Origin of the sequence: Brevundimonas basaltis (genome assembly GCF_014202075.1) — a bacterium.
Taxonomy (GTDB): Bacteria; Pseudomonadota; Alphaproteobacteria; order Caulobacterales; family Caulobacteraceae; genus Brevundimonas; species Brevundimonas basaltis.
In genome coordinates this window covers 23,427-50,116 of sequence record NZ_JACHFZ010000004.1, presented here as the reverse complement: position 1 = coordinate 50,116, position 26,690 = coordinate 23,427, and the positions used below count along the sequence as shown (strand labels likewise).

Annotated in this window: 29 protein-coding genes; 21 read left to right on the top strand and 8 right to left on the bottom strand. The window is 68.9% G+C overall.

Annotated elements, in window-relative coordinates; all coding sequences use genetic code 11:
- The first annotated feature begins 80 nt into the window (after positions 1-80).
- A complete protein-coding gene (gene recN, locus HNQ67_RS09910; RefSeq protein ID WP_183254946.1) occupies positions 81-1,781 on the top strand; it encodes a DNA repair protein RecN in 1,701 nt (566 codons plus the stop codon).
- On the opposite strand, the gene HNQ67_RS09905 is transcribed toward recN, so the two are convergent.
- From HNQ67_RS09905 to HNQ67_RS09890, 4 genes are all read right to left on the bottom strand, one after another.
- A complete protein-coding gene (locus HNQ67_RS09905; RefSeq protein WP_183254944.1) occupies positions 1,778-2,683 on the bottom strand; it encodes a cobalamin biosynthesis protein CbiG in 906 nt (301 codons plus the stop codon). The two genes, recN and HNQ67_RS09905, sit on opposite strands and share 4 nt — an antisense overlap.
- A gap of 72 nt (positions 2,684-2,755) precedes the next feature.
- Positions 2,756-3,271, bottom strand: a complete 516-nt coding sequence (locus tag HNQ67_RS09900) for a hypothetical protein (protein ID WP_183254943.1) — start codon at positions 3,269-3,271, stop codon at positions 2,756-2,758.
- A gap of 2 nt (positions 3,272-3,273) precedes the next feature.
- Positions 3,274-4,071: an exodeoxyribonuclease III gene (locus tag HNQ67_RS09895; protein ID WP_183254940.1), complete on the bottom strand. Its 798-nt coding sequence runs from the start codon at positions 4,069-4,071 to the stop codon at positions 3,274-3,276.
- A 109-nt stretch (positions 4,072-4,180) separates the two neighbouring features.
- On the bottom strand, positions 4,181-5,161 hold the full coding sequence (locus HNQ67_RS09890) for a hypothetical protein (protein ID WP_183254938.1): 981 nt from the start codon (positions 5,159-5,161) through the stop codon (positions 4,181-4,183).
- A gap of 137 nt (positions 5,162-5,298) precedes the next feature.
- Here HNQ67_RS09890 and HNQ67_RS09885 point away from each other — a divergent pair, with 137 nt between their 5' ends.
- Genes HNQ67_RS09885 through HNQ67_RS09860 form a run of 6 tightly spaced genes read left to right on the top strand, consistent with a single transcriptional unit; the run spans position 5,299 to position 10,190 of the window.
- Positions 5,299-6,390, top strand: a complete 1,092-nt coding sequence (locus HNQ67_RS09885) for an MBL fold metallo-hydrolase (protein ID WP_183254936.1) — start codon at positions 5,299-5,301, stop codon at positions 6,388-6,390.
- Positions 6,387-7,160, top strand: a complete 774-nt coding sequence (locus HNQ67_RS09880) for an enoyl-CoA hydratase-related protein (protein ID WP_183254934.1) — start codon at positions 6,387-6,389, stop codon at positions 7,158-7,160. The genes HNQ67_RS09885 and HNQ67_RS09880 overlap by 4 nt, the downstream gene beginning before the upstream one ends.
- Before the next feature lie 47 nt (positions 7,161-7,207).
- The gene (locus tag HNQ67_RS09875) at positions 7,208-7,690 is read left to right on the top strand and encodes a GNAT family N-acetyltransferase (RefSeq protein ID WP_183254932.1); all 483 of its coding nucleotides are present in this window, start codon (positions 7,208-7,210) and stop codon (positions 7,688-7,690) included.
- Positions 7,691-7,747: 57 nt separating this feature from the next.
- Positions 7,748-8,314: a DUF1285 domain-containing protein gene (locus tag HNQ67_RS09870; protein WP_183254930.1), complete on the top strand. Its 567-nt coding sequence runs from the start codon at positions 7,748-7,750 to the stop codon at positions 8,312-8,314.
- Entirely contained in the window at positions 8,311-8,973 is a 663-nt protein-coding gene (locus tag HNQ67_RS09865) for a CoA pyrophosphatase (protein WP_183254928.1), read from the top strand. The genes HNQ67_RS09870 and HNQ67_RS09865 overlap by 4 nt, the downstream gene beginning before the upstream one ends.
- Complete coding sequence (locus HNQ67_RS09860) at positions 8,970-10,190, top strand: CCA tRNA nucleotidyltransferase (protein WP_343054883.1); 1,221 nt, start codon at positions 8,970-8,972, stop codon at positions 10,188-10,190. The genes HNQ67_RS09865 and HNQ67_RS09860 overlap by 4 nt, the downstream gene beginning before the upstream one ends.
- On the opposite strand, the gene HNQ67_RS09855 is transcribed toward HNQ67_RS09860, so the two are convergent.
- Positions 10,171-11,169: an endonuclease/exonuclease/phosphatase family protein gene (locus HNQ67_RS09855; protein WP_183254926.1), complete on the bottom strand. Its 999-nt coding sequence runs from the start codon at positions 11,167-11,169 to the stop codon at positions 10,171-10,173. The two genes, HNQ67_RS09860 and HNQ67_RS09855, sit on opposite strands and share 20 nt — an antisense overlap.
- A gap of 32 nt (positions 11,170-11,201) precedes the next feature.
- Between HNQ67_RS09855 and HNQ67_RS09850 the strand changes: the two genes are divergently transcribed.
- The 13 genes from HNQ67_RS09850 (at position 11,202) to HNQ67_RS09790 (ending at position 22,975) form a co-directional block, all read left to right on the top strand.
- Entirely contained in the window at positions 11,202-11,681 is a 480-nt protein-coding gene (locus HNQ67_RS09850) for a DUF4112 domain-containing protein (RefSeq protein ID WP_183254924.1), read from the top strand.
- 159 nt (positions 11,682-11,840) lie between these two features.
- Positions 11,841-13,319, top strand: a complete 1,479-nt coding sequence (locus HNQ67_RS13755; protein ID WP_183254922.1) for a DUF2793 domain-containing protein — start codon at positions 11,841-11,843, stop codon at positions 13,317-13,319.
- A 157-nt stretch (positions 13,320-13,476) separates the two neighbouring features.
- A complete protein-coding gene (locus HNQ67_RS09840; RefSeq protein WP_183254920.1) occupies positions 13,477-13,755 on the top strand; it encodes a hypothetical protein in 279 nt (92 codons plus the stop codon).
- Positions 13,755-14,138, top strand: a complete 384-nt coding sequence (locus HNQ67_RS09835) for a M15 family metallopeptidase (protein WP_183254918.1) — start codon at positions 13,755-13,757, stop codon at positions 14,136-14,138. Before HNQ67_RS09840 ends, HNQ67_RS09835 begins: the two co-directional genes overlap by 1 nt.
- 420 nt (positions 14,139-14,558) lie before the next feature.
- Positions 14,559-14,741, top strand: a complete 183-nt coding sequence (locus tag HNQ67_RS09830) for a hypothetical protein (protein ID WP_183255628.1) — start codon at positions 14,559-14,561, stop codon at positions 14,739-14,741.
- 277 nt (positions 14,742-15,018) lie between these two features.
- Positions 15,019-15,852: a flagellin gene (locus tag HNQ67_RS09825; RefSeq protein WP_183255556.1), complete on the top strand. Its 834-nt coding sequence runs from the start codon at positions 15,019-15,021 to the stop codon at positions 15,850-15,852.
- A gap of 91 nt (positions 15,853-15,943) precedes the next feature.
- Positions 15,944-16,231: a flagellar protein FlaG gene (locus HNQ67_RS09820; protein WP_183254916.1), complete on the top strand. Its 288-nt coding sequence runs from the start codon at positions 15,944-15,946 to the stop codon at positions 16,229-16,231.
- Between the two features lie 130 nt (positions 16,232-16,361).
- The gene (locus HNQ67_RS09815) at positions 16,362-17,198 is read left to right on the top strand and encodes a flagellin (RefSeq protein ID WP_183254914.1); all 837 of its coding nucleotides are present in this window, start codon (positions 16,362-16,364) and stop codon (positions 17,196-17,198) included.
- 266 nt (positions 17,199-17,464) lie between these two features.
- Positions 17,465-20,221 (top strand): RHS repeat domain-containing protein, encoded by a 2,757-nt coding sequence (locus tag HNQ67_RS09810; protein WP_183254912.1) that lies wholly within the window; start codon positions 17,465-17,467, stop codon positions 20,219-20,221.
- 76 nt (positions 20,222-20,297) lie between these two features.
- On the top strand, positions 20,298-20,966 hold the full coding sequence (locus HNQ67_RS09805; protein WP_183254910.1) for a hypothetical protein: 669 nt from the start codon (positions 20,298-20,300) through the stop codon (positions 20,964-20,966).
- On the top strand, positions 20,966-21,418 hold the full coding sequence (locus tag HNQ67_RS09800; protein ID WP_183254908.1) for a hypothetical protein: 453 nt from the start codon (positions 20,966-20,968) through the stop codon (positions 21,416-21,418). Before HNQ67_RS09805 ends, HNQ67_RS09800 begins: the two co-directional genes overlap by 1 nt.
- A 100-nt stretch (positions 21,419-21,518) precedes the next feature.
- A complete protein-coding gene (gene ssb, locus HNQ67_RS09795; protein WP_183254906.1) occupies positions 21,519-21,992 on the top strand; it encodes a single-stranded DNA-binding protein in 474 nt (157 codons plus the stop codon).
- Positions 21,993-22,069: 77 nt separating this feature from the next.
- On the top strand, positions 22,070-22,975 hold the full coding sequence (locus tag HNQ67_RS09790; protein WP_183254904.1) for an EamA family transporter: 906 nt from the start codon (positions 22,070-22,072) through the stop codon (positions 22,973-22,975).
- Positions 22,976-23,102: 127 nt separating this feature from the next.
- Here HNQ67_RS09790 and HNQ67_RS09785 read toward each other — a convergent pair whose 3' ends face one another.
- On the bottom strand, positions 23,103-23,666 hold the full coding sequence (locus HNQ67_RS09785; RefSeq protein WP_183254902.1) for a DUF3035 domain-containing protein: 564 nt from the start codon (positions 23,664-23,666) through the stop codon (positions 23,103-23,105).
- A 60-nt stretch (positions 23,667-23,726) separates the two neighbouring features.
- Positions 23,727-24,233, bottom strand: a complete 507-nt coding sequence (lspA, locus tag HNQ67_RS09780; RefSeq protein WP_183254900.1) for a signal peptidase II — start codon at positions 24,231-24,233, stop codon at positions 23,727-23,729.
- 173 nt (positions 24,234-24,406) lie between these two features.
- Between lspA and HNQ67_RS09775 the strand changes: the two genes are divergently transcribed.
- Positions 24,407-25,663 (top strand): cation:proton antiporter domain-containing protein, encoded by a 1,257-nt coding sequence (locus HNQ67_RS09775; protein WP_183254898.1) that lies wholly within the window; start codon positions 24,407-24,409, stop codon positions 25,661-25,663.
- 12 nt (positions 25,664-25,675) lie between these two features.
- On the opposite strand, the gene HNQ67_RS09770 is transcribed toward HNQ67_RS09775, so the two are convergent.
- Positions 25,676-26,467 carry a PhoH family protein gene (locus HNQ67_RS09770; protein ID WP_183255553.1) on the bottom strand — a complete coding sequence of 264 codons (792 nt, stop codon included), beginning with the start codon at positions 26,465-26,467 and terminating at the stop codon, positions 25,676-25,678.
- Between the last annotated feature and the right edge of the window lie 223 nt (positions 26,468-26,690).

Sequence of the window (26,690 nt, the reverse complement as noted above, 5' to 3'; positions counted from 1 at the left end):
TGACGCATGGGGCGGTCATGACGGACGATCATCGCTAGACTGAGCGCCATGGCGAATCAGACCCGGACCCCCGCGCCCTCATGCTGACCGCCCTTTCCATCCGCGACATCGTCTTGGTCGAGGCGCTCGATCTCGAGGTCGATAGCGGGCTGACGGTGCTGACCGGCGAGACCGGCGCGGGCAAGTCGATCATTCTGGATGCGCTGGGCCTTGCACTGGGCGCGCGCGCCGACGCCGGCCTGGTGCGCAGCGGCGCGAGACAGGCCTCCGCAACGGCCGTGTTCACCGCGCCGGATGATCCGGCCCTGATCGAAATGATCTCGGACAAGGGTTTCGAGATCGCCCCGGGCGAAGAGTTGATCCTGCGCCGCATCCTCTCGGCCGATGGTCGCAGCCGCGCCTTCGTCAATGATCAACCGGCCGGGGTGACGGCGCTGCGTGAGATCGGCCACGCCCTGGTCGAGGTTCACGGCCAGCATGAAACCGTCGGCCTGCTCGACTGGAAGACCCATCGTGCCCTGCTCGACGCCTACGGGGGTCTGCAGCCGCAACTGGGGGGCGTCGCCGCCGCGGCCGACCGCCTCAAGGCCGCCGAACGCGCCGTCGCCGATCTGAAAGCCGCCGCCGCCGAGGCCGCGGCCCACCGGGAGGAGCTGGAACAAAACCTCGCCGATCTCGATGCGCTCGACCCGAAGGCCGACGAGGAGACGGAACTGGCGGGCGAGCGCGCCCTGCTCGGGGCGGCCGAGAAGGCCATCGCCGATCTGGCCGACGCCCGCGCCTCGCTGGGCGGCGACAAGCTGTCGCGCAACCTCTCGGCCGCATTGCGAGCTGTGGAACATGCGCGCCAACGCGCCGGACAGGCGGGCACGGACCCCGAACATCCGCTGCTGCAGAAGCTGACTACCGCGGCCGAGGCCATCGACCGGACGCTCGTTGAGGCCGAGGAGGCCATCGCCTGCGTCGATGCGGCGGCGAACGCCTTCGACTTCGAGCCCGGCCGCCTCGACAAGGCGGAGGAGCGGCTGTTCGCTCTGCGCGCCGCCGCCCGCAAACTGAACGCCTCGGTGGAGCTGTTGCCGACGCTCCGGGGCCGTTTCCGCGAACAGCTGAGGCTGATCGAGGACGGGGCGGAGGCGATCACGGTCGCGGAGCGCGCGGCCTCAGCCGCCCGAGAGGCCTATGACGTGGCCGCCATGCTGCTGACCTCGGCCCGGGAGGCGGCGGCGGAGCGGCTGACCGCCTCCGTGATGGGCGAACTGGGTCCGTTGAAGCTGGACCGCGCCCGCTTCCGGGTCGCCTTCGAGCCGGTCGGCGAGGGGCGGCGCGGGCCGCTGGGCGTCGAGACGGTACGGTTCGAGATCGCGACCAATGCGGGCACGGACTTCGGGCCGCTGGACGCCATCGCCTCCGGCGGGGAGCTGGCCCGCTTCGCCCTCGCCATGAAGGCAGCCCTGGCCGGACGGGAGGACCAGCGCCAGCCGGTGATGATCTTCGACGAGGTGGATCAGGGCGTCGGCGGCGCCGTGGCCTCGGCCGTGGGCGCGCGCCTGCAGCGTTTGTCGCAGGGCGCCCAGGTGCTGGTGGTGACCCACAGTCCGCAGGTCGCGGCTCGTGGCCATGCCCATTGGAAGGTCCGCAAGGCCGATGCGGGCGGATTGACCACGACGACGGTCGATGCGTTGGACGAGGCGGCGCGCCGCGAGGAAATCGCCCGCATGCTGTCCGGCGCGCAGATCACCGACGAGGCGCGGGCGGCGGCCCGGGCGCTGATCGGCTAGGCCCCCAGGATCCAGCCCTCTTCCTGCTCGACCCGGGCGATCAGGGCCTCGTCAGCGCCTTTCGGCGGGGCGAAGGCCTTCGACAGGGCGCCGGTCTCGTCCATCTTCGCCAAGGCCTCGGCGGTGGCCCGGACCTGCGCCTGGTCCCTGAACTCGCCGAGGTTGGGCTTGCCGTCGAACATCGAGGGCCAGACCTCGACCACCAGGGCCGACAACGGCTCGATGTCCGCAGCCTCGAGCGCACGCCAGCCGGTTCCGAAGGGCCAGACGGCGCCGGACGGACCCAGCTTTTCCAGCAAGCGACGCACGGCCGGGATGCCGACAAGGGTCTGGCCGCCGACCGCGCCCGCGCCATGCATCTGCCAGACGCTCTTGGGCTGCAGCTTGCCCTTGCGGACGGCGTCCTCGGTGGCGCGGAATTCCGGGATGTCCGCGCCCGAGCCCGCAGGCGGTTTGGTCGTGGTCAGCCAGCGCTGGGCCTGGCTTGCGGGCGCGCCCCACATCGGCCAGGCGTTGTCGGTCATCAGCCGGTTGATCTTGGCCGCGACCTGATAGCGGTTGTTGCTGTTGTCCGCCCTGTCGACGACGTTGGAGGCGAGGAATTTCCACATCGCCGCCCATGGCGTGCCGCTCAGCTTCAGCCGTTCGGCCGTGCCGGTCGGGAAGCCGAGGTTGAAGTCGAACCCGACCAACACCCGGTCGCCGCGCTTGCGGTGGTCCGCCAGCAGGGATCCGAGCAGGGCTTCGCCCTCGGCCCGGGTCGCGACGTTGTGGGTCTCGCTGTACAGCCGGAAACGCACGTCGCGCTTGGCCACGCCGATCCAGATCGACTGATCGCCCAGCTTCTTGCCTTCCGCGGCGGTCCAGTCGGCGATGATGTAGGCGTCAAACAGGCGGGCCACGGGGGCGCTCCGGATAGTGGTGGGCAGGAACTGGGGGCTTCTAGCCCTCCGGCGGCGCAGGCGGAAGGGCGATCAGCCCTTCAGCAGCGCCTCGAGATGCGACAGCCAGCGGCGGCCCAGACGCAAGGCCTCACCGGGCGAACTGGTCTGGACCGGGAGGGTGGCGTCCCACAAGGCCAGCTCGAACTCGGGATGGCGGGCGTCGCCGAACATCAGCCGCAGCACCACCTGTTCGGCATCGGGGGCGAGAATGTCGAGAGACTTGCGGGTTTCGCCACGGCGGACCCGCGCGACCACATGGCCGTCGACGATGATCTCGCCGCCGTCGATCTCCTCGAAGGCGTAGACCAGGCCGCTGGCGCCGCGGTTCCACAGCACGGCGATCTGGGCGCCGTCGAAGTCCAGTCCCGCGGCCCGCCCCTCGGCGGGCGACAGGGCCTCGGCCTCGGGGATTACGCCGAGCGATTTCAGCAGGGCCCGGCGCATCCGGCGAACGGGCTCCATCCACCAGGCCAGCACAAGGGCGGCCGTGGTCAGGGCCGCCGCCGCCAGCGCCACGAGCAGGATGACCCGGAGCGCCTCGGCCATCTCTAGTCTTCCAGTTCGACCACGACCGGGACGTGGTCAGAGGGCTTGTCCATGTCGCGGGCGTCGCGATGCGTCTCGACCGCCCGGAAGCGATCAGCGGCTTGCGGCGACAGCAGATGAAAGTCGATGCGGATGCCGTGATCCCGCTGCCATGCGCCGGCCTGATAGTCCCAGAAGGTGAAGGTCCCCGGCGGCTGTCCGCCCAGATCGCCCGCGTCCGAGAGGCCGAGATGCCGCAGGGCCTGGAAGGCGGCGCGGCTCTCGGGCTGGAACAGGGCGTCGCCGGTCCACGCCGCCGGGTTCTTCGCGTCGTCCGGCGTCGGGATGACGTTGTAATCGCCGCACAGGGTGAAGGGCTCCTCCAGCGCCAGCAGGTCGCGGGCATGGGCCTGCAACCGCTCGAACCAGGCCAGCTTGTAGGCGAACTTCCCGGTCCCAAGCGGATTGCCGTTGGGCAGATAGATGCAGCCGACCCGGACCGGGCGCGGGGCCTCGATCACGGCCTCGATGTAGCGGGACTGTTCGGCGTCGGCCTCATAGCGGGACTCATCCGCGCCCGGCAGGCCGCGCCGGACATCCGACAGCGGGTGTTTCGAAAGAATGGCGACGCCGTTGTAGCTCTTCTGGCCGTGGGTCTCGACGTTATAGCCAAGGCTCTCGAAGGGCTCGCGCGGGAATTTTTCGTCCACGCATTTGATTTCCTGAAGGCAGGCCACGTCCGGCTGGGCCGCTTCCAGCCAGGCCAGCACGGTCGGCAGGCGGGCGTTGACCGAGTTCACGTTCCAGGTGGCGATGCGCATCGGTCATGATTACGGCGCGTCGGGGGCGTCTGTGAAGCGCCGATCGCGCAAACGAAAAACGCCCCGGGGTCGGAGCCCGGGGCGCTGTTCTCGACCAAAGACGTCGGGATTACTGTTCGCTGGTCGCCGGCGCGGCCGCGGTCAGCGAGCATCCGCCGGCGATCGTGGCGGCCTCGATGCAGTTGTGGACCCGCTGGGCGGTGAACGTCGCGCCGACGCGGGCGAAGAAGCCGTTGCCGCCGCCGCACTTCACTTCATAGACCGTCAGCCCCTGGGCGTCGCGACCGACCCGGCGGGCCTGCTGCACGTCGCAGTCGGCGGCGTCGGTTCCGGCGAGGACGGTCTTCCACGCGCCGAGGCTCTCGGCGGCGGTGGAGTAGCGGCAGCTTTCCTGCTCGAGGGCGAGATCCCAGCAAGGCGTGGCCTTCCAGCCGTCCTCGGCGTTCTCCAGCCAGTAACCGTCACGGTCGGCGCAGCCGATCTCGAAGATGAGGTTGCCGGCGGTGCTCTTGCCGATGGCGACGCCCTGATCGACCGTGCAGTCGATGCCGGCGGCGCGGGTATAGGCCGACAGCACCGGCACCGGGTTCAAATTCACCGGCAGGGTGCATTGCTGACCGACGTCGGCGGTCGGGTCGCGCAGGCGGCTGGTCTCGGCCTGTCCGGCCAGTTCGAGGCAGTTGAAGGACTGCGGCGGCGTCGAGCTGACGACGAGATAGCCGGGGCCTTCGGCGCAGACCGCCTCATAGGTGGAGTGCTGCTCGGCGGTGACGCCCAGCAGGGTCGCCTCGGACACCTGGCAGGTGACGCCGGCGGCGGTCAGCACGACCTGGGCAGCGGCCCTGTTCTCCTCCGGCGTCGCGGCCGGCTTGGCTTCGGCGCCTTCCTGCTCCTGATTGCGGCGATCCCGACGATCACGGGCGCCGTCGCTCATCCGGCCCGGCAGGACGCGGTCGCCGCGGACGTTTCCGCTGGCACGGTCAGAGGTTTCTGCGTCTCTGCGGTCTTCCTGGGCCATGACCGGCTGGGCCGAAAGCAGCGCCAAAGCCATGACGCCGCCGATCAGCGCGAGCAACTTTTTGTGGAACACGGTGAAACTCCGGGTGGGAAATTGTCACGGAACCCTTGGCTGTCGCATGTGGCAGGGTCAAGGCGCCAGACTCGCCTGCTCTGGACGCGCCTCCCGGCTTCGGCCTATTCTGCCCTAAGTTTCGTTTGGAGACTGACTTGGCGGACGGACTGGCCCTGACCGATCTGGAGACGGCGGCGCGCGAGGCGCGCGGGCTGAGCTATCCGTTCGGGCCGCCGCCCGGACCGGGCGAGGCCGTCGAGATCGGCGCCGACGTGCTGTGGATGCGTCTGGCGATGCCGATGGCCCTGAACCACATCAATGTCTACGCGATCCGCGACGGCGACGGCTGGGCTTTGATCGATACCGGCCTGGACCTGCCGGGCAGCCGGGACGAGTGGGAACAGCTGTTGGCCGGGCCGCTGGGTGGCGCGACCGTGACCCGCGTCATCTGCACCCACATGCATCCGGACCACATCGGCCTGGCCGGCTGGCTGTGCGGGCGCTTCGGGGCGCCGCTGGTGATGACGCGGCTCGAGTACGTCACCGCTCGGATGTTGGTCTCCGACACCGGCCAGCCCGCCCCCGAGGAAGGCGCGGACTTCTATCGGGCCGCCGGCTGGGACGATGCGCAACTGGAGGGCTACCGGACGGGCTACGGCCAGTTCGGCAAGGTCGTCTCGCCGTTGCCCCACGGCTTTATCCGCGTGCGTGAGGGCGACCGGCTGTTGATCGGCGGTCAGGGGTGGCGTGTCGTCGTGGGTGAAGGTCACAGTCCCGAGCATGCCTGCCTGTGGCGCGAGAGCGACGGTATCGTGCTGGGCGGCGACCAGATTCTGCCGAAAATTTCGTCGAACGTCTCGATCTGGCCGACGGAGCCGCACGCCGACCCGCTGGGAGACTGGCTGGACTCACTGCGGCGCATGAAGACGGTGTTCCCCGACGATGTGCTGGTTCTGCCGTCCCATGGTGAGCCGTTCCGCGGCGTCCATACCAGGCTGGACGCGCTGATTCGCGGTCACCAGACCGCGCTCAAACGACTGGAAAAGACCTTGCGCACGCCCTGTCGGGCCGTCGATGTCTTTCCGGCCCTGTTCGCGCGCCCTGTCGGCGACGGCGTCCGCGGCATGGCCACCGGCGAGAGCCTCGCCCATCTCAACTACCTGCTCCACCGGGGCCGTGCGGCGCGCACCCGCGACGCCGACGGCGTGGATTGGTGGACCGCGACAGAACAAGGAACAGCGGCGTGACGGAACACATCAGAACTGGGCTCGTCGACGGCGTGCTGACCGTGACGCTGGCGCGGCCGGACAAGAAGAACGCCATCACCCAGGCGATGTACGCGGCGCTGTCGGATGCGACCGAACAGGCCCGGAGCGACGACGCTGTCCGCGTGCTGATGTTCCGGAGCGAGGGCGACAGCTTCTCGGCGGGCAACGACATCGCCGACTTCATCGCCCTGGGATCGCAGGGCCAGCAGCCGCTCGATATGTCGGTGTTCCGCTTCCTCAAGGCCCTGGCCGAGCTCGACAAGCCGGCGGTGGCGGCGGTGCGCGGGCGGGCGGTCGGCATCGGCCTGACCCTGCTGCTTCACTGCGACATGGTGGTGGTGGCCGAGGACGCCCTGTTGTCGGCGCCGTTCATCAACCTCGCCCTCGCGCCCGAGGCGGCGTCCTCGATGCTGCTGCCGGCGGCGATCGGTCACCAGCGGGCCTTCGAGATGTTCGCGCTCGGCGAGCCGATCGACGGGCGGACGGCCCTGGCTTGGGGTCTCGCCAATCGCGCTGTCCCGGTCGATCAGGTCGAGGCCACGGCAGCCGGGCTGGCCGCGAAACTGGCCGCTCGCGCGCCCAACTCGATCCGCAAGACCAAGGGGTTGATGCGCGACGCGGATGCCCTGTGGGCGCTGATGCAGCGGGAGGGCGAGGCCTTCGGCAGCCAGATGTCGAGCCCGGAGGCGATGGAGGCCTTCATGGCCTTCAGCCAGAAGCGGGCGCCGGATTTCTCGAAAGCCGGCTGATAAATTCCGTTGCTTTGGGGGCGCGCGGCCCTTAGGTGCGCGCGCCCATGTCCGCCACGCCCATCCTTTCCACTGTTCCGCACATAGAGGTGGAGACCGCCGCCGACGCCGCCGCCGTCGAGGCGCTGGTGCTGGCCGCCTTCGGCCCGGGCCGGTTCGCCAAGACCGCCGAACGCCTGCGCGAGCGGGCCGCGGTCGCCGCAGGCTTCGTGGCGCGGGAAGGGGGCGTTTTGCTGGGGTCGGTGCGGCTGTGGTCGATCACGGTCGGCGGAACGCCCGCCCTGTTCCTGGGCCCGATCGCCGTCGCCGCCGACAACCGGCGAGCCGGACTGGGGGCGGAACTGGTCCAGGCCTGCCTGGCCCGCGCGGCGGAGACGGGGCAGGGCGTCCTGCTGGTCGGCGACGCCCCCTATTTCGGCCGCTTCGGCTTCGTCGTCGCTCCGGAGGTTCGCCTGACCGGCCCGGTCGATCCGCGCCGGGTCTTGTGGCGCGGAGAGGGTCTGCCCGCCGGCCTCGTCCTACCCGCCTGACCGCGCTTCGCCGGGATAGGCATTGCCAGCGCCGCCGGGCGCCTTAAGTCTGCATCCATGTCCGTCCCCGCCGACAGCAAGACCGGACTGGCCGCCGTGGCCGAAGCGGCGACCCAGGCGCCGGGCCTAGGCCTGCCGCCGGTTCACCTTTGGAACCCGTCCCACTGCGGCGACATCGACATCGTCATCCGCCGCGACGGCGTCTGGATGCACGAGAACTCCCCCATCGGGCGGCCGGAACTGGTCCGACTTTTCTCGACGGTGCTGCGCAAGGATACCGACGGGTATTGCCTGGTCACGCCGGTCGAGAAGCTCTCGATCCGGGTCGAGGACCTGCCGTTCCGCGCGGTGGCCATGACGGAGGCTGAGGGTGCACTGACCTTCACCACCGACGTCGGCGACAGGGTCGAGGCCGGGGCCGAGCATCCGATCCGGGTCGACACCGATCCGGACAGCGGCGAGCCCTCGCCCGCCCTGCATGTCCGCGCCGACCTGTGGGCCCGTATCGCCCGGCCGGTATTCTACGAACTGGTCGAGCGGGGGACGGTCGAGGACGGCCGGCTGATGGTCCGCTCCCGCGATGAAGCCTTTTCGCTCGGACCGGTCGGAGCCGGCGCCGCATGAGCCTGACCTCTCTGCGCGAAAGGCTGGTCGAGCGGCTGGCCCCGGCCTCGGCCTGGCGACCGGACGGGCCGCCGATGCGATCCGACTTCGATCTCAACCCCGGTGCGCCGCGCCCGGGCCGGACGCTGCGTCCCGCCGCCGTGCTGGTGCCGATCATCGCCCGGCCCGAGGGCGCGACGGTGCTGATGACCCGGCGCTCCGACAGCCTCGCCAGCCATACCGGCCAGATCGCCTTCCCCGGCGGTCGCCTGGACCCCGGCGAAGATGCCGTGCAAGCCGCCCTGCGCGAGGCCCAGGAAGAAGTGGCGCTGGACTCCGCGGCGGTCGAGGTGCTGGGCGTCGCCGACGGCTACGAGACCGTCACCGGCTTCATGGTCACGCCGGTGGTCGGCTGGCTGGTCGAGCCGCCGGTGGTCTCGCCCTCTCCAGACGAGGTCGCCGAGGTGTTCGAGGTCCCGTGGGACTTTCTGATGGACCCGACCAACCACCGCCGCGACTTCTACGATCCGGAGACCGGCCCGCGCCGCTGGTTCTGGGCCATGCCGTGGCGCGAGCGCTATATCTGGGGCGCCACGGCCGCCATTGTTCGGGCCCTCCGCGCCCGCCTCTATGGCGACGAGGCCGAGCCCGCCGCCGCCGTCGACGAGGACGCGGCGTGACCGCCCGCCTGTCGGATCAACCTTGGCTGACCGCACCCTCGACCCGGGCGGTGATGGCCGCGCTGGAGGCCGCCGGCGGTATCGGCTGCGCCCGCTTCGTCGGCGGCTGCGTGCGCAACGCCCTGATCGGCCAGCCGGTCGCCGACATCGACATCGCCACGACCCTGACCCCGCAGGAGACCGACCGGGCCATTCGCGCCGCCGGGCTGAAGTCCGTCCCGACCGGCATCGCCCACGGCACCGTCACCGCCGTGGCCGAACGGACGCCGTTCGAGATCACCACTCTGCGTCGTGACGTCTCCACCGACGGCCGCAGCGCCACGGTAGCCTTCACCGACGACTGGGCCGAGGACGCGGCGCGCCGCGACTTCCGCCTCAACGCCCTCTACGCCGACGCCGAGGGACTGGTGTTCGATCCCACCGGCGAGGGCGTTGCCGACGCGCTGGCGGGACGGATCGTCTTCGTCGGCGAGCCCCGGACCCGCATTCGGGAGGACTTTCTGCGCATCCTGCGCTTCTTCCGCTTCCACGCCTGGTACGGGCGCGGCGAGCCGGACGCGGCTGCGTTGGCGGCGTGCCGCTCTCTCGCGGCCGGAATGACGCGTCTGTCGGCCGAGCGGGTCTCCAGCGAGCTGATGAAACTCCTCTCGGCCCCCGATCCTCGAACGGCCGTGCGCGCCATGGCTGGCGCCGGCGTGCTGGAACAGATTCTGCCCGAGGCGGAGCTGACGCCGCTTTTCGGCGCCGTCGTGGAACAGGGGGGCGACGCCATCGCGCGGCTGATGATGTTGCTCCCACCCGAAGAGGCCGTGGTTCGCGATGCGACCACTCGTCTGCGTTTTCCCAACGCCGCCCGCGACCGGCTGGCCTTCGCGGCGCTGGCCCTTCCGGCCGTGCGCCTGTCTATGAGCGATCGTCAAGCGCGGGAGGCCCTCTACCGCCATGGCGCGCGGGCGGTGGCGGACGCCGTCTGGCGTCGTTGGGCGGCGGCTCCCGACAAGGGTGACCACGCTCGTCGCCTGCTGGCGCTGGCGGATGGCTGGAGACGTCCGCCGCTGCCGGTCGGCGGGCGGGATATCGCCCGTCTGGGGGTCGAACCCGGCCCCGAGACGGGTCGCCTGCTCAAGGCCTTCGAGGAGGCGTGGATCGCCGACGACTTCCCCGCCGCCGGGCACGCCGAGCGGCTGGCGGCCCTCGTCAACGCGCCGCGCGGGTGAACTCCGTCACCACCGGACGATGGTCCGAGCCGTTCGGTCTGCCCAACCGCCGGCTGAGAAAGGCCAGATCGGGCGAGGCGTAGACCTGGTCGATGGTCACGCCCAGCGGCGCCGGCACGTCCGAGGGCCAGGTGCCGGGAAAGCCCGGCGCCGGGTGCAGGTCGAGGTCGCGCCGCACCTGCTTGCCGATGCGGGCGCTGGACACGCTGTTGAAATCTCCCGCCACCACGACCGGGCCGTTCAGGTCCACGACAACGTCCTGCAGGGCCATGGTCTGGCTGATCTGGCCCCACTGCTCCTGGAACGGCCAGGGGCGGGTCAGGTGGACCCCGACGATGTTGAGCCGACCCAGCGGCGTACGGGCCACCGTCGCGACCGCGTGCAGACCGTCCGGATGGTCGGGCAGGGCGGTCAGGGGCCAGCGCGAGCCGATCACCGACCGCGAGGGGCCGCGCGTCTGGTCCAGCCGTATCGAGGCTGCGCGGTGGGGATAGCCTTCCAGCACCTCGTCGATTCGGCCGGCGGCGTCTTGGCCCAATTCGATCAACACCACCACGTCAGCGTTCGCCGCCTCGATCGAGGCCCGGATCGCGGCGACGTCGTCATTCAGGTAATAGAGGTTCGCGGAATACAGCCGGACCATCGGGGCGTCGGGCTCTGGCTCTGGCCCGCCCGGGAACCATTGCGGGGCGGCCGCGGCCAGCAGGGCCAGACAGGCCGCGAGACCGTGCAGCGCCGCCGTCTTCAGCCGGGTCAGAGCGAGCACCGTAGTTGCGACCACCGTCACCACGAACGCCGGCCCCGTGAACTGGGCGAGGATGTCGAACCAGCGATGGCCGATCCCGCTGAGGGCGATCAGGGCCAGTCCAAGCGGCGCCGCGAGGGCCAGCCGGACCACGGCGTCCAGGGCCGATGCAGGGGCCCAGCGCCGGCGGCAGGATCGCAGAGCCTGTCTGATTTGTTGAACGGGCGGCGTCATGGCGCGTTACGGTCTCGCTTCGGAGGGGCGGCATGGCCAGACGGACCATCGGCGATATCGAGAAAATCTGGACCGATGTCGAGGGCATGAAGAAGCTCTCCGACAAGGTCATCGGGATCGGGCCGTTCGGCATTGGCCTCGACGGATTGCTGACGTGGGTGCCCGTGGTCGGGACGGTCTACTCCGTCGGCGGAGCGGGCTGGCTGCTGGTGCAGGCGGCGAAGGTGAAGGCGTCTCCGGGCACCTTCGCGCGAATGATCGCCTATCTCGGCCTCGACAGCGTCACCACCATGGTCGGCGAAATTCCGTTTCTCGATTTCGTGCCGAGCATCGCCGACGTCCTGTTCCGGGGACACCTGATGGCGGCGACGGCGCTGCAGAAGGATATTCAGACCACCCACTGGGTCGAGGCCAGCGAGCGGGACGCCAGGGCGAGCGGCGAGCATGTAAGTCACGTCGCCGAGATGCGGCGCAGGGGTGGGCTGAGGCGCGTTGTCTATCTGCATGACTGAACGCCGATCAGTTATGCTGACATTTCGGCTCCAGCCATCATATTTTTTCGGATCAAGCCATTGATCTGAAACGATCTGGCTCACGATTCAGGGTCCTGAACCCGCCCCATGAGCGGGCGGGCGCAGACTGATCTCCGACAGTTTTTCGGAGACCTATCGATGAGTGACGACCAGACCGCCCGTCTCGGCCTTCCCTATCTGGCGGCGGGCCAGATGCAGAAGCATGTGACCCTGAACGAGGCCCTGACCCGGCTGGACGCCGTGGTTCAGACCGCCGTGGTCAGCCGGACAGAATCCATGCAGCCCCCGGGGCCTCCCGACGGCGCCCTGTACATCCTGCCGCCGGGCGCGACCGGGTCCGCCTGGACCGGGCGGCCAGAGGGTTCGTTGCTGCGCGCCGAGGGCGGGGGCTGGAGTCTCGTCGAGGCCTCTGATGGTCTGGTGGCCCTGGTGCTCGACGCCGACGAATTGGTGATCCGGGCCGGTGGCGGCTGGGTTGCGCTCGGCGAGCGGCTGGACGTGATCCAGAATCTGACGCGCGTGGGTCTCGGGACCACGGCCGACGCGGCCAATCCCTTCGCGGCCCGACTCAACAAGGCTTTGTGGACCGCGCTTGCGTCCAGCGACGGCGGCGACGGCGATCTGCGCCTGACCTTCAACAAGGAAGGCCCGACCGACGTTCTGTCGCTGCTGTTCCAGAGCGGCTGGGAGGGCCGCGCCGAACTGGGCCTGATCGGTGACGATGACCTGAGACTGAAGGTCAGCGCTGACGGCTCGACCTGGCGGGATGTCTGGTCGGTCGATCGCACCTCGGGCCATGTCAGCTTTGAACGGGGCGCCGTCCGGCGCGCGGTGACCGCCTTTGGCGCAGGGGGAGCCTACGCCGTCCCGACGTGGGCGCGGACGATCGAGGCGGTCGCGGTGGGCGGCGGGGGCGGTGGCGGCGCCGGGGCCTTCGGCGCATCGGGCTCCCGCTTCGGCGGCGGCGGCGGCGGTGCGGGCGGCGTCAGCCGGGCGACATGGCCGGCGGACCAGCTGACGGCCGGGTTGTCGGTGGTCGTGGGGTCCGGAGGCGCGGGCGGCGTCGCGTCGGCCGGATCTTCGGGCAGCGGTTCGGCCGTCTATCTCGGCTCGACGGTGTTGCTCCTCGCCACGGGTGGCGGGGGCGGCGGCCTCGGGGGCGGCTCCGGCGGAGCTGCGGGCGTGGCGGGCGCGGGTGCGCCCGACTCCAACGGCGGCGGAGAGTCCAGCGTCACGGCGACCGGCGCGGCGGGCAAGAGCTTCGATCGTCCGGACGCTCCCGGCGGAGGCGGGGCGGGCGGGGGACTGGACGAGTCTGCAACGGCGCGGTCCGGCGGTCCGGGGGGCGACGGCGGCGTCCTGGCGGTCAAGGCCGTCGGTGGGGCCGGCGGGACCGGGGCCCCGGGCGTAACCGGTTCAGCCTCACCCCAGCCGGAGCTGTACTGGGCGGGAGGCGGCGGTGGCGGAGGCGGGGCCTCGGCCTCGGGTGTCGGCCATGACGGCGCGGGCGGCGGGTCCGCCGGTGGGGGCGGAGGCGGCGGTGGAGCCGGGGAGACCGCCGGCGGCGGAGGCGGAGCTGGAGCGACCGGCCGTGTCTGGCTGATCGCCGAGGGGTGAGAGCAATGATCAGAACTCGCAAGCCACCCGAACCGACCGTGCTCGACACCGAGGCATGGGACGCCCCGTTTCAGCTCTCCGTCGACGACCTTTATCGTCAGGCTGGAGCCGACCGTCGGGCCGCGCTTCACGGCGCCGATGACCGGGAGGACGATCGATGATTGATCCGACCTGTCGTCACGCCGAGCCGTCGCCGCTGGCCGAGGGCCGCTGGCTCTGGCGTCGCCTCTATGTGTTCGCCAGCACCGGGGCCGCCTGGCTGCTGCTGGACCGTTTGATCGCGTTAACGCCGCCTGAGGCCGCGCTTCCGCTCGCCAAAGGGCTGATGGGCCTGCTGGCCCTGACCATGATCCTGTATCTGGTCGCTCCGACGGCCCAGCAGCTGATCGCCAGTCTTCGTTCGCTGCGGCCGCCGCTAGGCGGGGAGGGACGCTGATGGGCGTTCGTCTCTCCGAACGGTCGATGAAGCGGCTCGTCGGGGTGCATCCCCGCTTGGTCGCTCTGGCGCGCGAGGCTGTCGCGCTCAGCCCCGTCGACTTCATGATCACCGAGGGCCTGCGCACCAGGGAGCGGCAGCGCGCCCTCATCCGCGCCGGGGCCAGCCGCACGAAACACTCCCGGCACCTGACCGGTCACGCCATCGACGTGGCGGCCATGGTCGACGGGCAGGTGCGTTGGGACTGGCCGCTCTATCCGCGCATCGCGGCGGCCTTCAAGGCGGCGGCGGTGCGTCAGGGCACCGCCATAGTCTGGGGCGGCGACTGGCCGACGCTGCGGGACGGACCGCATTTCGAGCTCGACCGGGCGGTGTTCCCGTGACCGCCCCGTCCATCCTGCGCGCCTTGGCGCCGGCGCGATGGCTGCTGCTCGTGATCGCGCTTGCGGTCGCGCTGATAGGGTTGGGCCGGGGGCTCGGCTTCGGCTGGGACCCCTTCGGTCTCGCAGCCCGTCGTCTGGAAGCCGCCGAACGGCGGGCGGATAGCGCCGCAGCCGACGCCGCCGCCCGCCGTCTCGAGGTCGAGGGCGCGGCGTCTCTCGCGCGCCGGCTCGAGCGCCAACATCAACAATCCGTAGAACTGGCGCGGGCAACCGCTGTCATCGACACAGAGGCGAGGAACGCCCATGACGCCCTCATTCCGCTGGATCCGGATCGCGTGGCCCGCCTGCGGGCTCATGATCGCGAACTGTGCCGGCGCGCCCCCGCCCTCTGCGCCCCCGCCGCGGCTGGTTCTCCCGGATATGGCCCAGATGCCATGCCGGCTGGACCGGTTGCCGGAGGCGCCGACGGTCGGTGACCTCGAGTCGTCCTATCTCGCCCGGGGCCTGGCCCTGGCCGAGTGCGACGCCGCCCGGCGGCTGGCGGTCGAAACCCTGCTGGCCGAACGCGCGCTTCTGGACCGCTGGCGGACGGCGTCGCCCTGATTCGTCATCGAAGTGTCCGAAAGTGTCCCACGTTTACGACGGACATTCAGTCACTTCGGCAGTTTCTGCAGTGTCGCCCGGCAAAAACTGCCGGGGACCCGGCAAGTCCTGCCGTCCCTCCGATGTCCTTAACAGGAACTAACGCAGCAAAATCAATAACCGGCGGTCTGGCATGACCGAAAAGAGACTGGTCCCGTCCTTGCTCGTGGCACTGCCGAGCAAAACGCTCCCGGCAGCCAAAATGGCGTCGGACACCTTGAAAGAAGGACTACGTGCCATGGCGCTGAACAGCGTTAACACGAACATGGGCGCAATGATCGCCCTCCAGAACCTGCAGGTCACGAACAATGAACTGTCCACGGTTCAAAATCGCATCAACACCGGCAAAATGGTTTCGTCCGCCAAGGACAATGGCGCCATCTTCGCCATCGCCCAGGGCCAACGTGCCGAACTGGGCGCGCTGAATGCGGTCAAGGACAGCCTGAACCGCGGCCAGTCGGCCGTGGACGTCGCTCTTTCGGCCGGTGAGTCGGTCTCCGACCTGCTCGCCCAACTGAAGGAGAAGGCCCTGTCCGCCACGGACAAGAGCCTGACCACTTCTGCTCGCTCGGCCCTGAACGAAGACTTCAAGGCCATCCGCGACCAGATCGCCACCGTCGTGGCCAACGCCAAGTTCAACGGCGTGAACCTGCTCGACAACTCGACCACGACGAACGGCTTCAAGGCCCTGTCCAACACGGCGGGTTCGACCATCAAGGTGGCGGGTGAAAACCTGTTGCTCGGCGGTACGAACGTGACCGTCACGGCCACGACCACCATCGGCACCTCGACGCTGGCCGCTACGGCCCTGACCGCGGTCAACGCCTCGATCGACAAGGTCTCGGCTTCCCTGGCTCGCCTGGGCACCGGCTCCAAGTCGTTCGCGACCCACCTGACCTTCGTCGGCAAGCTGCAAGACAGCATCGAGTCCGGCATCGGCAATCTGGTGGACGCCGATCTGGCCAAGGAAAGCGCCCGACTGCAGGCTCTGCAAACCAAGCAACAGCTGGGTGTGCAGGCGCTGTCGATCGCCAACTCCTCGACCTCCATCCTGCTCGGACTGTTCCGCTAAGGATCGACCGGAAGGGCGGGATCTGCGGATCCCGCCCGACCGATCCGGGCCGTTTCACGGAGACGTCGGCTGAACGCCGACGGAAGGAGAGATGCAAAGCAATGCCAAGATAAGTCCGATCGGCGTCGTCGCCGTTCAGCCCGCCGCCGCGTCCACCGCGAGCGGCGATTTCCAGGATTCCCGGTTCGCCGAGGAGGCCGAGCGCGCCGCGCGCTACCGGCTGGTCATCGAGGAGGGGCCGCAGTCGGGGTCCTTTGTCTACAAGACGCTCGACCGGGTCACCGGCGAGGTCGTCAAACAGCTTCCGCGTGAACAGGTCCTCGATCTGATGCAGGCCGCCCAGTACAGCGCCGGTTCGGTGTTCGACACCAAGGCCTGACGCCACAGCGTATTCGCAAGACCCGCCGCGCAGGAGCGATCCGCGCGGTTAAAACGCGTGGTTAGCGGTCGTTAACCATGTGTGCACGGTTCGCCCTCTAGCCTTGGCCAAACCTGAAAGGCCGAGTCGGATGACGAACAGCGTCCACACCAACACTTCCGCCGCCATCGCGCTGCAGAACCTGTCGCAGACCAATACGCGCCTCGGTGACGTGCAGAGCCGCATTTCGACCGGCCTGAAGGTGCAGGGCGCCAAGGACAACGCCGCCATCTGGGCTATCGCTCAACAGCAGCGCGCGGATGTCGGCGCCCTCAGCGCAGTCAAGCAGAGCCTCGACCGCGCGACCTCGATCGCCGACGTGGCCCTGTCCGCCGGCGAATCGGTGTCCGACCTGCTCAACCAGCTCAAAGAGAAAGTCGTCGCGGCCAAAGACTCCTCGCTGAAGACTCAATCGCGCGAACTGCTCAACGCCGACTTCAAGGCCCTTCTGAAGGCCATCGCCTCGGCGGTGGACAACGCCGCCTTCGATGGCGGCAACATCCTCAACGGCACTCTGAGCACAGGCATCCGCTTCCTCGCCAACGCCGACGCGACCTCCTTCGTCACTCTGTCGGCCAAGAACCTCACCCTGGGCGGAGGCATCATCGACCTGACGCTGTCGGACAGCCTGCTGACCCTGACCGGCGCCACGCAGGCCCTGACCCGTCTGGACGACTCGATCACCCAGCTCAACGCATCCCTCGGCGAAATCGGCGCTCAAGCCAAACAGATCGAAGCCCACAACAGTTTCGTGACCAAGCTGGTGGACACGCTGGAGTCGGGAATCGGCAACCTTGTCGACGCCGACCTAGCCAAGGAGAGCGCCCGGCTGCAGGCCCTGCAGGTTCAGCAACAACTGGGCGCGCAGTCGCTTTCGATCGCCAATCAGGCGCCGCAGATCATCCTGTCGCTGTTCCGCGGCGGCTGAGCCTCAGATACGCCCGGTCCCCGGACGGCCGATATAGACTGGCGCCGGTCGTCGCCGTTGGGCGCGATGACCCAAGCCGTACAGGGCTAGCAGCGATCTCAGGGCTTCAACGAAGGCAGACATGACGCACGTCTCCTGCTTCAGAGGCGACCGCATAACAGTCGCCACCTGACATTGTTCCCTGAGTCGCGTTCGGAGTCCCTCCCCGGCCGGACGTTAAGACCTCCTTACGCTCGTCCCGTCACACTGGCGGCCGGGAGTTCGGCGTGATCAACAACAGCTATCTTCTGGGTCTTTTCGGAGGGACGGCGTCTTTCGCACCCGCCCCCACGACGACGGCCGCCCTGAGTCAGGCCGCCCGCAAGCAGCCGACGCCCCCCTGGTCCACCACGGTCGAGGCCCCGAAGGCGGACGCCCTCGTCCGCGCGGCGCTGGGCGGACGCAAGTTCATCAACGAGGACGCCGCCCGTCTGGACGTCAAGACGGCGTCCGCGGACTACAAGAAGCTGTTCGCGCTCTACCAGGGGCTGGATACGCTGAACGCCCTGGTGAACCGGTCCGGAACGAAGGGGGTCGGGGCCCTCGAGCTGGCGCAGCTGGACAAACGCTTCTCCGCCGGCCTGACCGAGATCGGCGCGTGGCTGTCCACGTCCGAGTTCGCCGACATCCGGATGGTGCAGGGCACGTCGAAGATGACGAGCAAGACGACGGCCGCCGTGCTTCGCGACAGCGCCAACTCCATCACCGGCCCGATCCATGAGGGTTCGGTCGACACGCCGGTGGCCGCCTTCCAGGGCGACACCCGTTTCAGCATCACAATCAAGGTCCCGGTCGGAATCGCCGACTCCCAGACCACGGCGGTGCCGATCGACCTCGCCGACATGGGCGCGACGCCCCGGACGCTTGACAACGTCCTCCTCCATATCAACGGCAAGCTCGATGCAGCGGGATTCCAGACCCGCGTCGGGCGCGAGCAGATCAAGGCCGAGGCGAAGATCATCCAGGTGAACGGCAAGCCCGTGACCTTGCCCGCCGGGCCCGACAAATGGGCCCTCGCCATCCGTGGAACCTCGACTGAAACGGTCGGTTTCACCGCTCCCGAGACCTCGGACGCCGTCTATGTCGTGCAGTCGGCCGGGACCGCCGGCGGGACCCAGCTGCTGAAGTTCCAGAGCGACGGCGGCACGGCGACCCAGCCCACCGGCGGCGGTATCGGCGAGACGCACTGGGTCGACGGTCGCCTGTCACAGGACGCCCTGCCGCCGGGCGTCGAGAATGTTCGCGCCAGCGCGACCGGGCCTGACGGCTCGCTGTGGATCGTGGCGGACGTCACGGCCGGCCCGGACACCCAGCCGATCAAGGGCGTTCGGGACGTCGCCCTGATGAAATACGATACGGCCGGGCGTCTGGTAGCGACCCGGACCCTCGGCGCGGCCTCCACCGCCAGCGGATACGCCATCGCCATCGACGCCAACGGCGACGTCGCCGTGGCCGGATCCGTGACCGGCGCGCTCGGCACGAGCTCGACCGACGCGGGCAAGACCGGGGCCGTCGCCGATGTCGCCGACAGTTTCGTCACGGTTTTCGACCGGGAGGGCAAGGAGCTCTGGACGCAACGGCGGGGCGCCCGCGCCGCCGATGAGGCGACCTCGGTCAGTTTCGGCGCCGACGGCGTGGTCTATATCGGCGGCCGCGCCAAATCGGCGATACCGGGCGCCGCCGCGCTCGGAGGCTGGGACGGCTACGTGCAGGCCTTCAAGGCCGGGGAACCCTATCCGACCGCCGGCATAACCGTCACGGCCACGGCGACGGCGCAGTTCGGGACGGGCAGCGACGACAGCGTCGACGCCATGACCATCGAGGGCTCGAACCTCTACACCGCGGGCGTGGAGAACGGCCGCGCCGTCGTGCGCCACTTCACCCTCGGCGCAGCGGGCGCGCCGACGCTGGCCTCGACCCGCGATCTCGGCGCGATCACGGGCGAGATCCGGGGCGTAACCGTCTCGGGCGGCCAAATCATCCTGACCGGCACAAGCCGCGACAGCGGGCTGGCGGCCGGAACGGTCACCCGCGCCCACTCCGGCGGAAAGGACGTCTTCATCGCCACCCTGAGCGGCGACCTGACGGCCTCGACCGGCGACCGGATGACCTGGTATGGCGGCGGGGGCGATGACAGCGCCGCCGACGTCAAGGTGCATAACGGCAAGGTCTGGATCACCGGTATCGCTGATCGTGACCCGGTGGCGAACGACGACGACCCGACGCGGGGCTATCTGGCGCGCATCGATCCCGCCAGCGGCGTCGTCGAATACGAGCGGAGCTGGTCCGGCGACGGTGATCAGGCCCGTCCCCTGGCCTTGGCGGTGGCGTCGGGCGGCGCCAGCGTGCTGGACCGACTGGGCCTGCCCCAGGGCGAAATCGATCAAAGCGATTCGAAGCGTCTGGTCGACGCCACCTCGCTGCGTGTCGGGGACCGATTCTACATCAGTCCGGCGGACGGCGGCCGTTCGGTTTCAGTCACCATCGCCGCCAAGGACACCCTCGCCACCCTGGCCCGGAAGATCGAGATCGCGTCCAACGGCAAGCTGAAGGTGACCGTCGCCTCCGAGGGCGGATCGGTGACGGGCAAGGACGGCGAGATCACCACCACCACGGGCGGTTTCCAGCGCCTGTCGATGATGGCGCGCGACGGCAAGTCGGGTGCGGTGCTGACCCCCGGCGAGACGGGGCGCGACGCGTTGGCGGGACTCGGCCTGTCGTCCGGCTATATCGGGGCGTCCGCAGGCGACGACGTGCGCAAGACGTTCGGTTTGGACCTGCCGGGTAATCTCCGACTGGGGGATGCGGCCGCGGTCAAGACAGCCGGCGAGCGCATCCAGGCGGCGATGAAGGCGGTGCGCGACGCCTACCGCTCGCTGAACCCCGCCAACAAGGCGCCGGCCGGCTCCAACGGCCCTGTGCCGGCCTATCTGACCAACCAGCTCGCCAACTATCAGGCCGCTCTCGCGCGCCTCGGCGGCTAGACGCACAGTCGACGAAGGGCGTTGACGCGGCATGGCCCGGCGGGGTTATTGGACTCCCCAGCCGCGCGAGCCATTCATGCCCCAGGACAACCGCATCCTCATCGCCATCGGCGCCGGCCTGGCGATTGTGGCCGCCGTGGTGATCGCGTTGGTTCTTTCGGCCGGTCGGGATCGTAATCCCGCGCCGCCGCCGGCGGCGCAGGGCGGACTGACGGTCGCTGTGGCCGATGCGCCTGAGCTGAACACCACCCGCGAGTTACGTTGCTACGTCGACGGGCAGTTCGTCGGCATGGCGACGCTGGCGGACTGCGCGCGACGCAACGGCGTGGCGACGGACGCCCTCGACGTGGGCGTCGATGAGACCGGCGCGCTGGTCGCCCTGCCGGCCGCGCCGGTGATCGAGCCGCCGGTCGAAGTGGCGGCGGCCGAGCCTCAGCCGTCGTCAGCCGCCCCCGAGCCCGCGCGGCCCGACCAGCCGCAGGTGCAGACGGCGGCCGCGGGGGCCCAGTGCCTGCGTCACACCGGTTCAGACTGGCGCGCACTGTCGTCCAACATGAGCCTGAACGCCTGCGTTCAGGCGCTTTACTCCGGCACCTGCGTCCGGCCGGGCGACGCCCTCTATGGTCGTTGGGGCAATACGACCCTGCGCCTCGTGCCTCGCCGCGTGGAGCAATCGCCCGACAACAACCGCTTCCGCACCCTGGTCGAACAGGATCGCAGCTGCCAATTCCCGGACCTTCGCTGATGACACGCCCGGCCCTTGTTGTCGCCGCCGGCCTCGCCGCCGTCGCTCTCACCGCCTGCGGCGGCGGCGTCGATGCGCCGTACGAACCCGGCGTCTGCTTCAGCGTGGAGACCCGGGAAGGCGGCGAGACGCCCGCCTTCCACAAACTGGCCGAGGACCAGCCGCAGATCGAGCACTGCGCCGCGCGGCTCGAGGAGATGCGCGTGCGCTTCCTGCGTCAGGGCGGCAGCCGCCAGGAGGTCACGGGCGCCTATCAGGGTCAATTCATCTTCATTGACCGGGAGGGCGTATGGATCGGCAAGTCGCTGGACGGCTCCCGCTTCTTCCTCCTCGCGAGGACGGGGGATGGCCGCCTTGCCATGCCAGGGGCGATCACACGGGATGAAAGCGGTCGCCCGGTCGGCGTCGCGGCGCCGGTCGATACGCCGACTGAACCCTCCCCGGGACAATAGCGAACAAAACTGGAACATCGGTTCGCGATCGGCTAGATTGCGGCCCACGTAAAAACCGGCCGGCGTGTAGGCGCTTCAGGCCCATGAAAAGGAATCGGTGATGGCGGGCAGCGTCAACAAGGTCATTTTGGTCGGCAATCTGGGCAAGGATCCGGAAATCCGCACCCTCAACTCGGGCGAACGCGTCGCCAACCTGTCGCTGGCGACCTCCGAACAGTGGCGCGACAAGGCCACGGGCGAGCGCAAGGAAAAGACCGAGTGGCACCGCGTGGTCATCTTCAACGAGAACATCGTCAAGGTGGCCGAAAACTACCTGAAGAAGGGCTCGACGGTTTATGTCGAAGGCTCGTTGCAGACCCGCAAGTACGAGCAGAACGGGGTCGAGAAATATTCGACCGAGATCGTGCTGCAGAAGTTCCGCGGCGAACTGACCATGCTGGGCGGTCGCGGCGACGGCGGCGGCGCCTCGCGAGGCGGCGATGACGACTACTCCTCCGGCTTCTCGACCGGTGGCGCCAACAAGCCGAGCGGTCCCAAGGAAAGTTACGACCTGAACGACGACATCCCGTTCTAGGCGCGGGGTCGACCTTGGAAACGGTCGGTTACCGGCTTTGACGGGCGGATCACGGCGGCGCGTGGCATAGGCTTCCCGTGATCACACCCGACAAGCCCCACAGCCCGCTCTCCCTGATCGAGATCGCCGCCATCGTGGCGGTGGTGGTGATCTGGGGCGTCAACAACGCAGCCGCCAAACTGGCCACCGAGACCCTGCCGCCGCTGATGGTCGGGGCGATGCGGTTTGGTCTGGCGGCGGCCTGTCTGATCCCCTTCGTGCGACCGCCCTTCCCGAACTGGAAGAGCTTGCTGATCATCATGATCGTGGGCGGGCCGATCCACTACGGCCTGATCTATCTGGCCTTCTGGCTGGCGCGGGATGTCAGTCCCGTTGCGGTGGCCACGCAACTGTGGGTGCCGTTCACGGCCCTGTTCGCCTTCCTGCTGCTGCGAGAGCGAATCTCGCGATACGCCCTGATCGGCATGGGCGTGGCCTTCGCCGGGATCGCGTGGATGACGCTCGACCCGCACGCAATCGAGGACTGGGGGGCCATTCTCGTCGGGATCGCCGGAAGCGCCGCCTGGGCCGTGACCACGGTCATAGCCCGACGGACGACGTCCATCCCGCCGCTCAAGATGCAGGGACTGCTGGCGCTGACCGCCTTGCCGAGCCTCGCCTTCGCCTCGGCCGCGTTCGAGCGCGGTCATCTGGAAGCCGTGCAGGCGGCGACGCCCCTCGTCTGGGGCGCGGTGGCATGGGCCGGGCTGGTGTCGTCGGTGCTGGCGACCACCCTGGTGTTCTGGTTGGTGCAGAAGCGGGAAGCGGGGCGGGTGACGCCCTACCTGCTGGCCACACCGGTGGTCTCCATCCTGATCGGATGGCTGTGGATGGGCGACGTTCTGACGCCGCAGATCCTGACCGGAGCGGCCTTGAGCATCGCCGGGGTGGCCGTCGTCGCGCTCGCCGAGCGCGGCCTCAGGGCTGGCGCCGCCAAGGCATGACCGTCAGCGGGGTCGCGGTTGTCCCCGGTGTCTCGGAAAATGTCGCGGTTGTCGCGGCCGACGAGTCGCGCTTGTCCCGCCCGCAATGTCTCGGGTCATTGTCGCGGATGTCTCGCGACGTCCGAACCTAGAGGCCGGGGAGTTTGAAGCCGGTGTCGCGACGCGGGGCGATGACGATGCCGGCCTGACCGCCGGTCAGGGCCTGCAACCGCGCGTATTCGCTCTGGGCGTCGATGGTGATCGCTCCATTGGCGGTCTGCGACGTCGTCGGCGCCTGTGATGCGGCGTCGTCGCGGCGCCAGAACAGGATCCGGTTGGCCCAGCCCTCTTCCTTGTGGGCCAGGTCGCCGAACTCGTCGTCGATGACATAGCGGGCGAGGGGGTCGGCCCGATCCCCGCCGGCCTGGGCGACCAGCACCTGCTCACCCGGCGAACGGGTCACGGCCTGCCGTTGACCCAGAAGAATCTGACGGGCGGCCGACTCCGGCGCCAGTTCCTGCGGACGCGGCTGGCCCGGGGCCGGCGGACGCAGGCCGTATTCCGGCGGCACTGTCAGCGGCGCGGTGGAAACGGTCAGGAACTCGTCCGGAGTGATCTTGGTCAGCCCTACGCTCTGGCGCAGCGAGCCGCAGCCGCCCAGCACGAGGGCCGATGCGGCGAGGGTCAGGACGGCGGTGCGGGTAAGGCGCATGGACAATCTCGGCTGGGCGCGCCCGGGGCGCGCGCGTAGACCTTGGAAGGAAGCGGCTGATTACGACTTTTCGGCGGCGACGCCAACCTTGGCGGCGCGCTCCGACAGGATGCTGTCGAGGATGAGCAGGACCACGCCGACGGTGATGGCGCTGTCGGCGACGTTGAACACCCAGGGGAAGACGCCCGTCCCCGAGAAATCGAGAAAATCGACCACGAAGCCGAAGCGGATGCGATCAACGACGTTGCCGATGGCGCCGCCCATGATCAGACCAATGGCGCTGACCAGCAGCCGGCGGTCGGCCTTGAGGGCCCACCAGCCCAGAATGCCCGCGACCACAATCGAGAAGGCGCTGAGCATCCAGCGTGCCGATCCGTCGCCGAACAGACCAAAGCTGACGCCCCGGTTCTCGACCCAGGTGAAGTTGAAGACAGGCGGCCACACAACAACCCGGCCCACCTCCCGCAGATCCAGGCCGGAAATCACCCAGGCCTTGGTCAGCTGGTCGATGACGATGATCAGGAGGGCGAAGCCGTAGGCGGCCAGGGCGATGCGTGGGATTTTCATTCGGGTCGCTGAAATAGGGGACAGTCCGGTTAGCAGCCCGGACGGCGGACGCGAAGTGGCAATCGTGTCGCGCGGCGCGCCGGGCGGGCGTCGCAGCTTGCGCCAACGCGTGGCAGCCCTCAAATGTCGCGCTTCCCCATCGAGGAACTTCCCGCCCGCCCAAAGGAGCGCCGATGCCGCATGCCGACAACCTGATCCTCACCCTGGTCAGCGGTTTCGTGCTGGCCTTCGCGTTCGGGATGTTGGCTAACCGGCTGAAATTGTCTCCGCTGGTGGGCTACCTCGTCGCGGGGGTTGTCGTCGGGCCGTACACGATCGGATTCGTCGCGGACACCGAACTGGCGCCGCAGCTGGCTGAGATCGGCGTCATCCTGCTGATGTTCGGCGTCGGGCTGCATTTCTCGCTCGCGGACCTGATGAGGGTGCGCAGGATCGCCATTCCCGGCGCCCTGGCGCAGATCACGGTGGCGACCGGGCTCGGCTGGGGCATGGGCCGCCTTATGGGCATGGACGATCTCGAAGCCGTGTTGATGGGCTTCGCCCTGTCCGTCGCGTCAACCGTCGTGCTGCTGAGGGCGCTCGAGGAACGGAAGCAGGTCAAGGCCGAGGTCGGCCGGATCGCCATGGGATGGCTGATTGTCGAAGACCTCGTGATCGTCCTTGCGCTGGTGGTCCTCCCTCTGCTGGTGGCGGGCGCAGGCGAAGCGGCGAGCGTGGTCGCGATGGGACAGTCAATTGGCTGGACCCTGATGAAGGTGGCCTTCTTCGTGGTGTTCATGCTGGTGGTCGGCACCCGGGTCCTGCCGTGGCTGCTGATCCGGATCGCCCATACCCGCTCGCGGGAGCTGTTCACCCTCGGCGTGCTGGCCATCGCCCTTGGCATCGCATGGCTGGCCTATCAGCTGTTCCATTCTTTCGCCCTGGGGGCGTTCCTCGCGGGTTTGGTGCTGAACAGCTCACCGCTGGGCCATAATGCGGCGGAACGCTCCCTGCCGCTTCGGGATGCCTTCGCCGTCCTGTTCTTTGTTTCGGTGGGGATGCTGTTCGACCCCACCATCCTCCTGCGCGAACCGTTGGCGGTGCTGGGGGTCCTCGGCATTGTCATCGTCGGCAAGTCCATCGCCGCGTTGGGCATCACGACACTGTTCAAGCTGGACCGGGCGACAAGCCTGACGGTCGCTGCGGCGCTCGCGCAGATCGGTGAGTTTTCCTTCATCCTCGCCGCCCTGAGCGTCAGCCTCGGGGGAATGAGCCAAGAGACCCACGACCTGATTCTGGCCGCCGCCCTTTTGTCGATTTCGCTGAATCCGTTCGTCTTCGCGATGATCGATCGCCTGGGGGCGCGGCCGAAGCCGCCAGCAAACGGATCTCCGGAGGCCATCGCATTGGCGAAGGAAGAGGCCGCCGCACCCAATCCTGCGACGGCCTGATCCCCTCTCCCCTCAGAGCACGCCGATCATACTGGCCACCAGCGGGTGGCGGACGATGTCGCGCTCGGCCAGTTTGACCACGGCGATGTCCGGCACCGGCGCGAGCCGCTCGGCGATGTCCGACAGGCCCGAGATGCCAGGCAGCAGATCCGACTGCTGCGGGTCGCCCGTGACAACCATGGTCGAATGCCAGCCCAGCCGGGTCAGCAGCATCTTGAGCTGGACATAGGTGCAGTTCTGGGCCTCGTCGACGACGATGAAGGCGTTGTTCAGGGTCCGGCCGCGCATGTAGCCGATGGGGGCGATCTCGATCAGTCCCTCGGCCATCAACGCCTTGACCCGCTTCATCGACAGCCGGTCCGACAGGGCGTCGTAGAGCGGCCGCAGATAGGGGGCCAGCTTGTCCTCCATATCGCCCGGCAGGAAGCCGATCGACTCGCCCGCCTCGACCGCCGGCCGGGACAGGACGATACGGCCGACCTTGCCGGCTTCCAGCGCCTCGACCGCCTTGGCGACGGCGAGATAGGTCTTGCCGGTGCCGGCCGGGCCGAGGGCGAGGATCATGTTGTGGTGATCAATGGCCGTCATCAGTTCGGCCTGGCCGTCCGATTTCGGCTTCAGGGTCTTCAGATAGGCCTGGTCCCGGTCATCGTTGGACGGGTAGGGCGACCAGCCGGCGTGGGTGGGAAGCCGCCGAACCTTGGCGTCCTCCATGAACTGGCGTGAGTCCAGAATCCCGTGCTCACGGGACATTTCACGGGTCTGACGCTTGATTGCCGCACGCTTGGTCATCGACGCCTCCAGGGCATGAAAAAAGGCGATGCCGCAAAGCATCGCCTCGAACGAAGGTAGTGGTGGAAAGGGGAGGGGACGCGACGCATCCGCCCGGGTCGGAGGAAGGACCAACTTCCAGCGGGAATACCCGCCGACCGGAACGCTGCACGCGCGCTCTCCTGGGTCTGACCGGACCGGGCTTGATCCGGCTTCGGATCCGGGGCCGAAATGGCGGCCTCGAATCGCATCTACA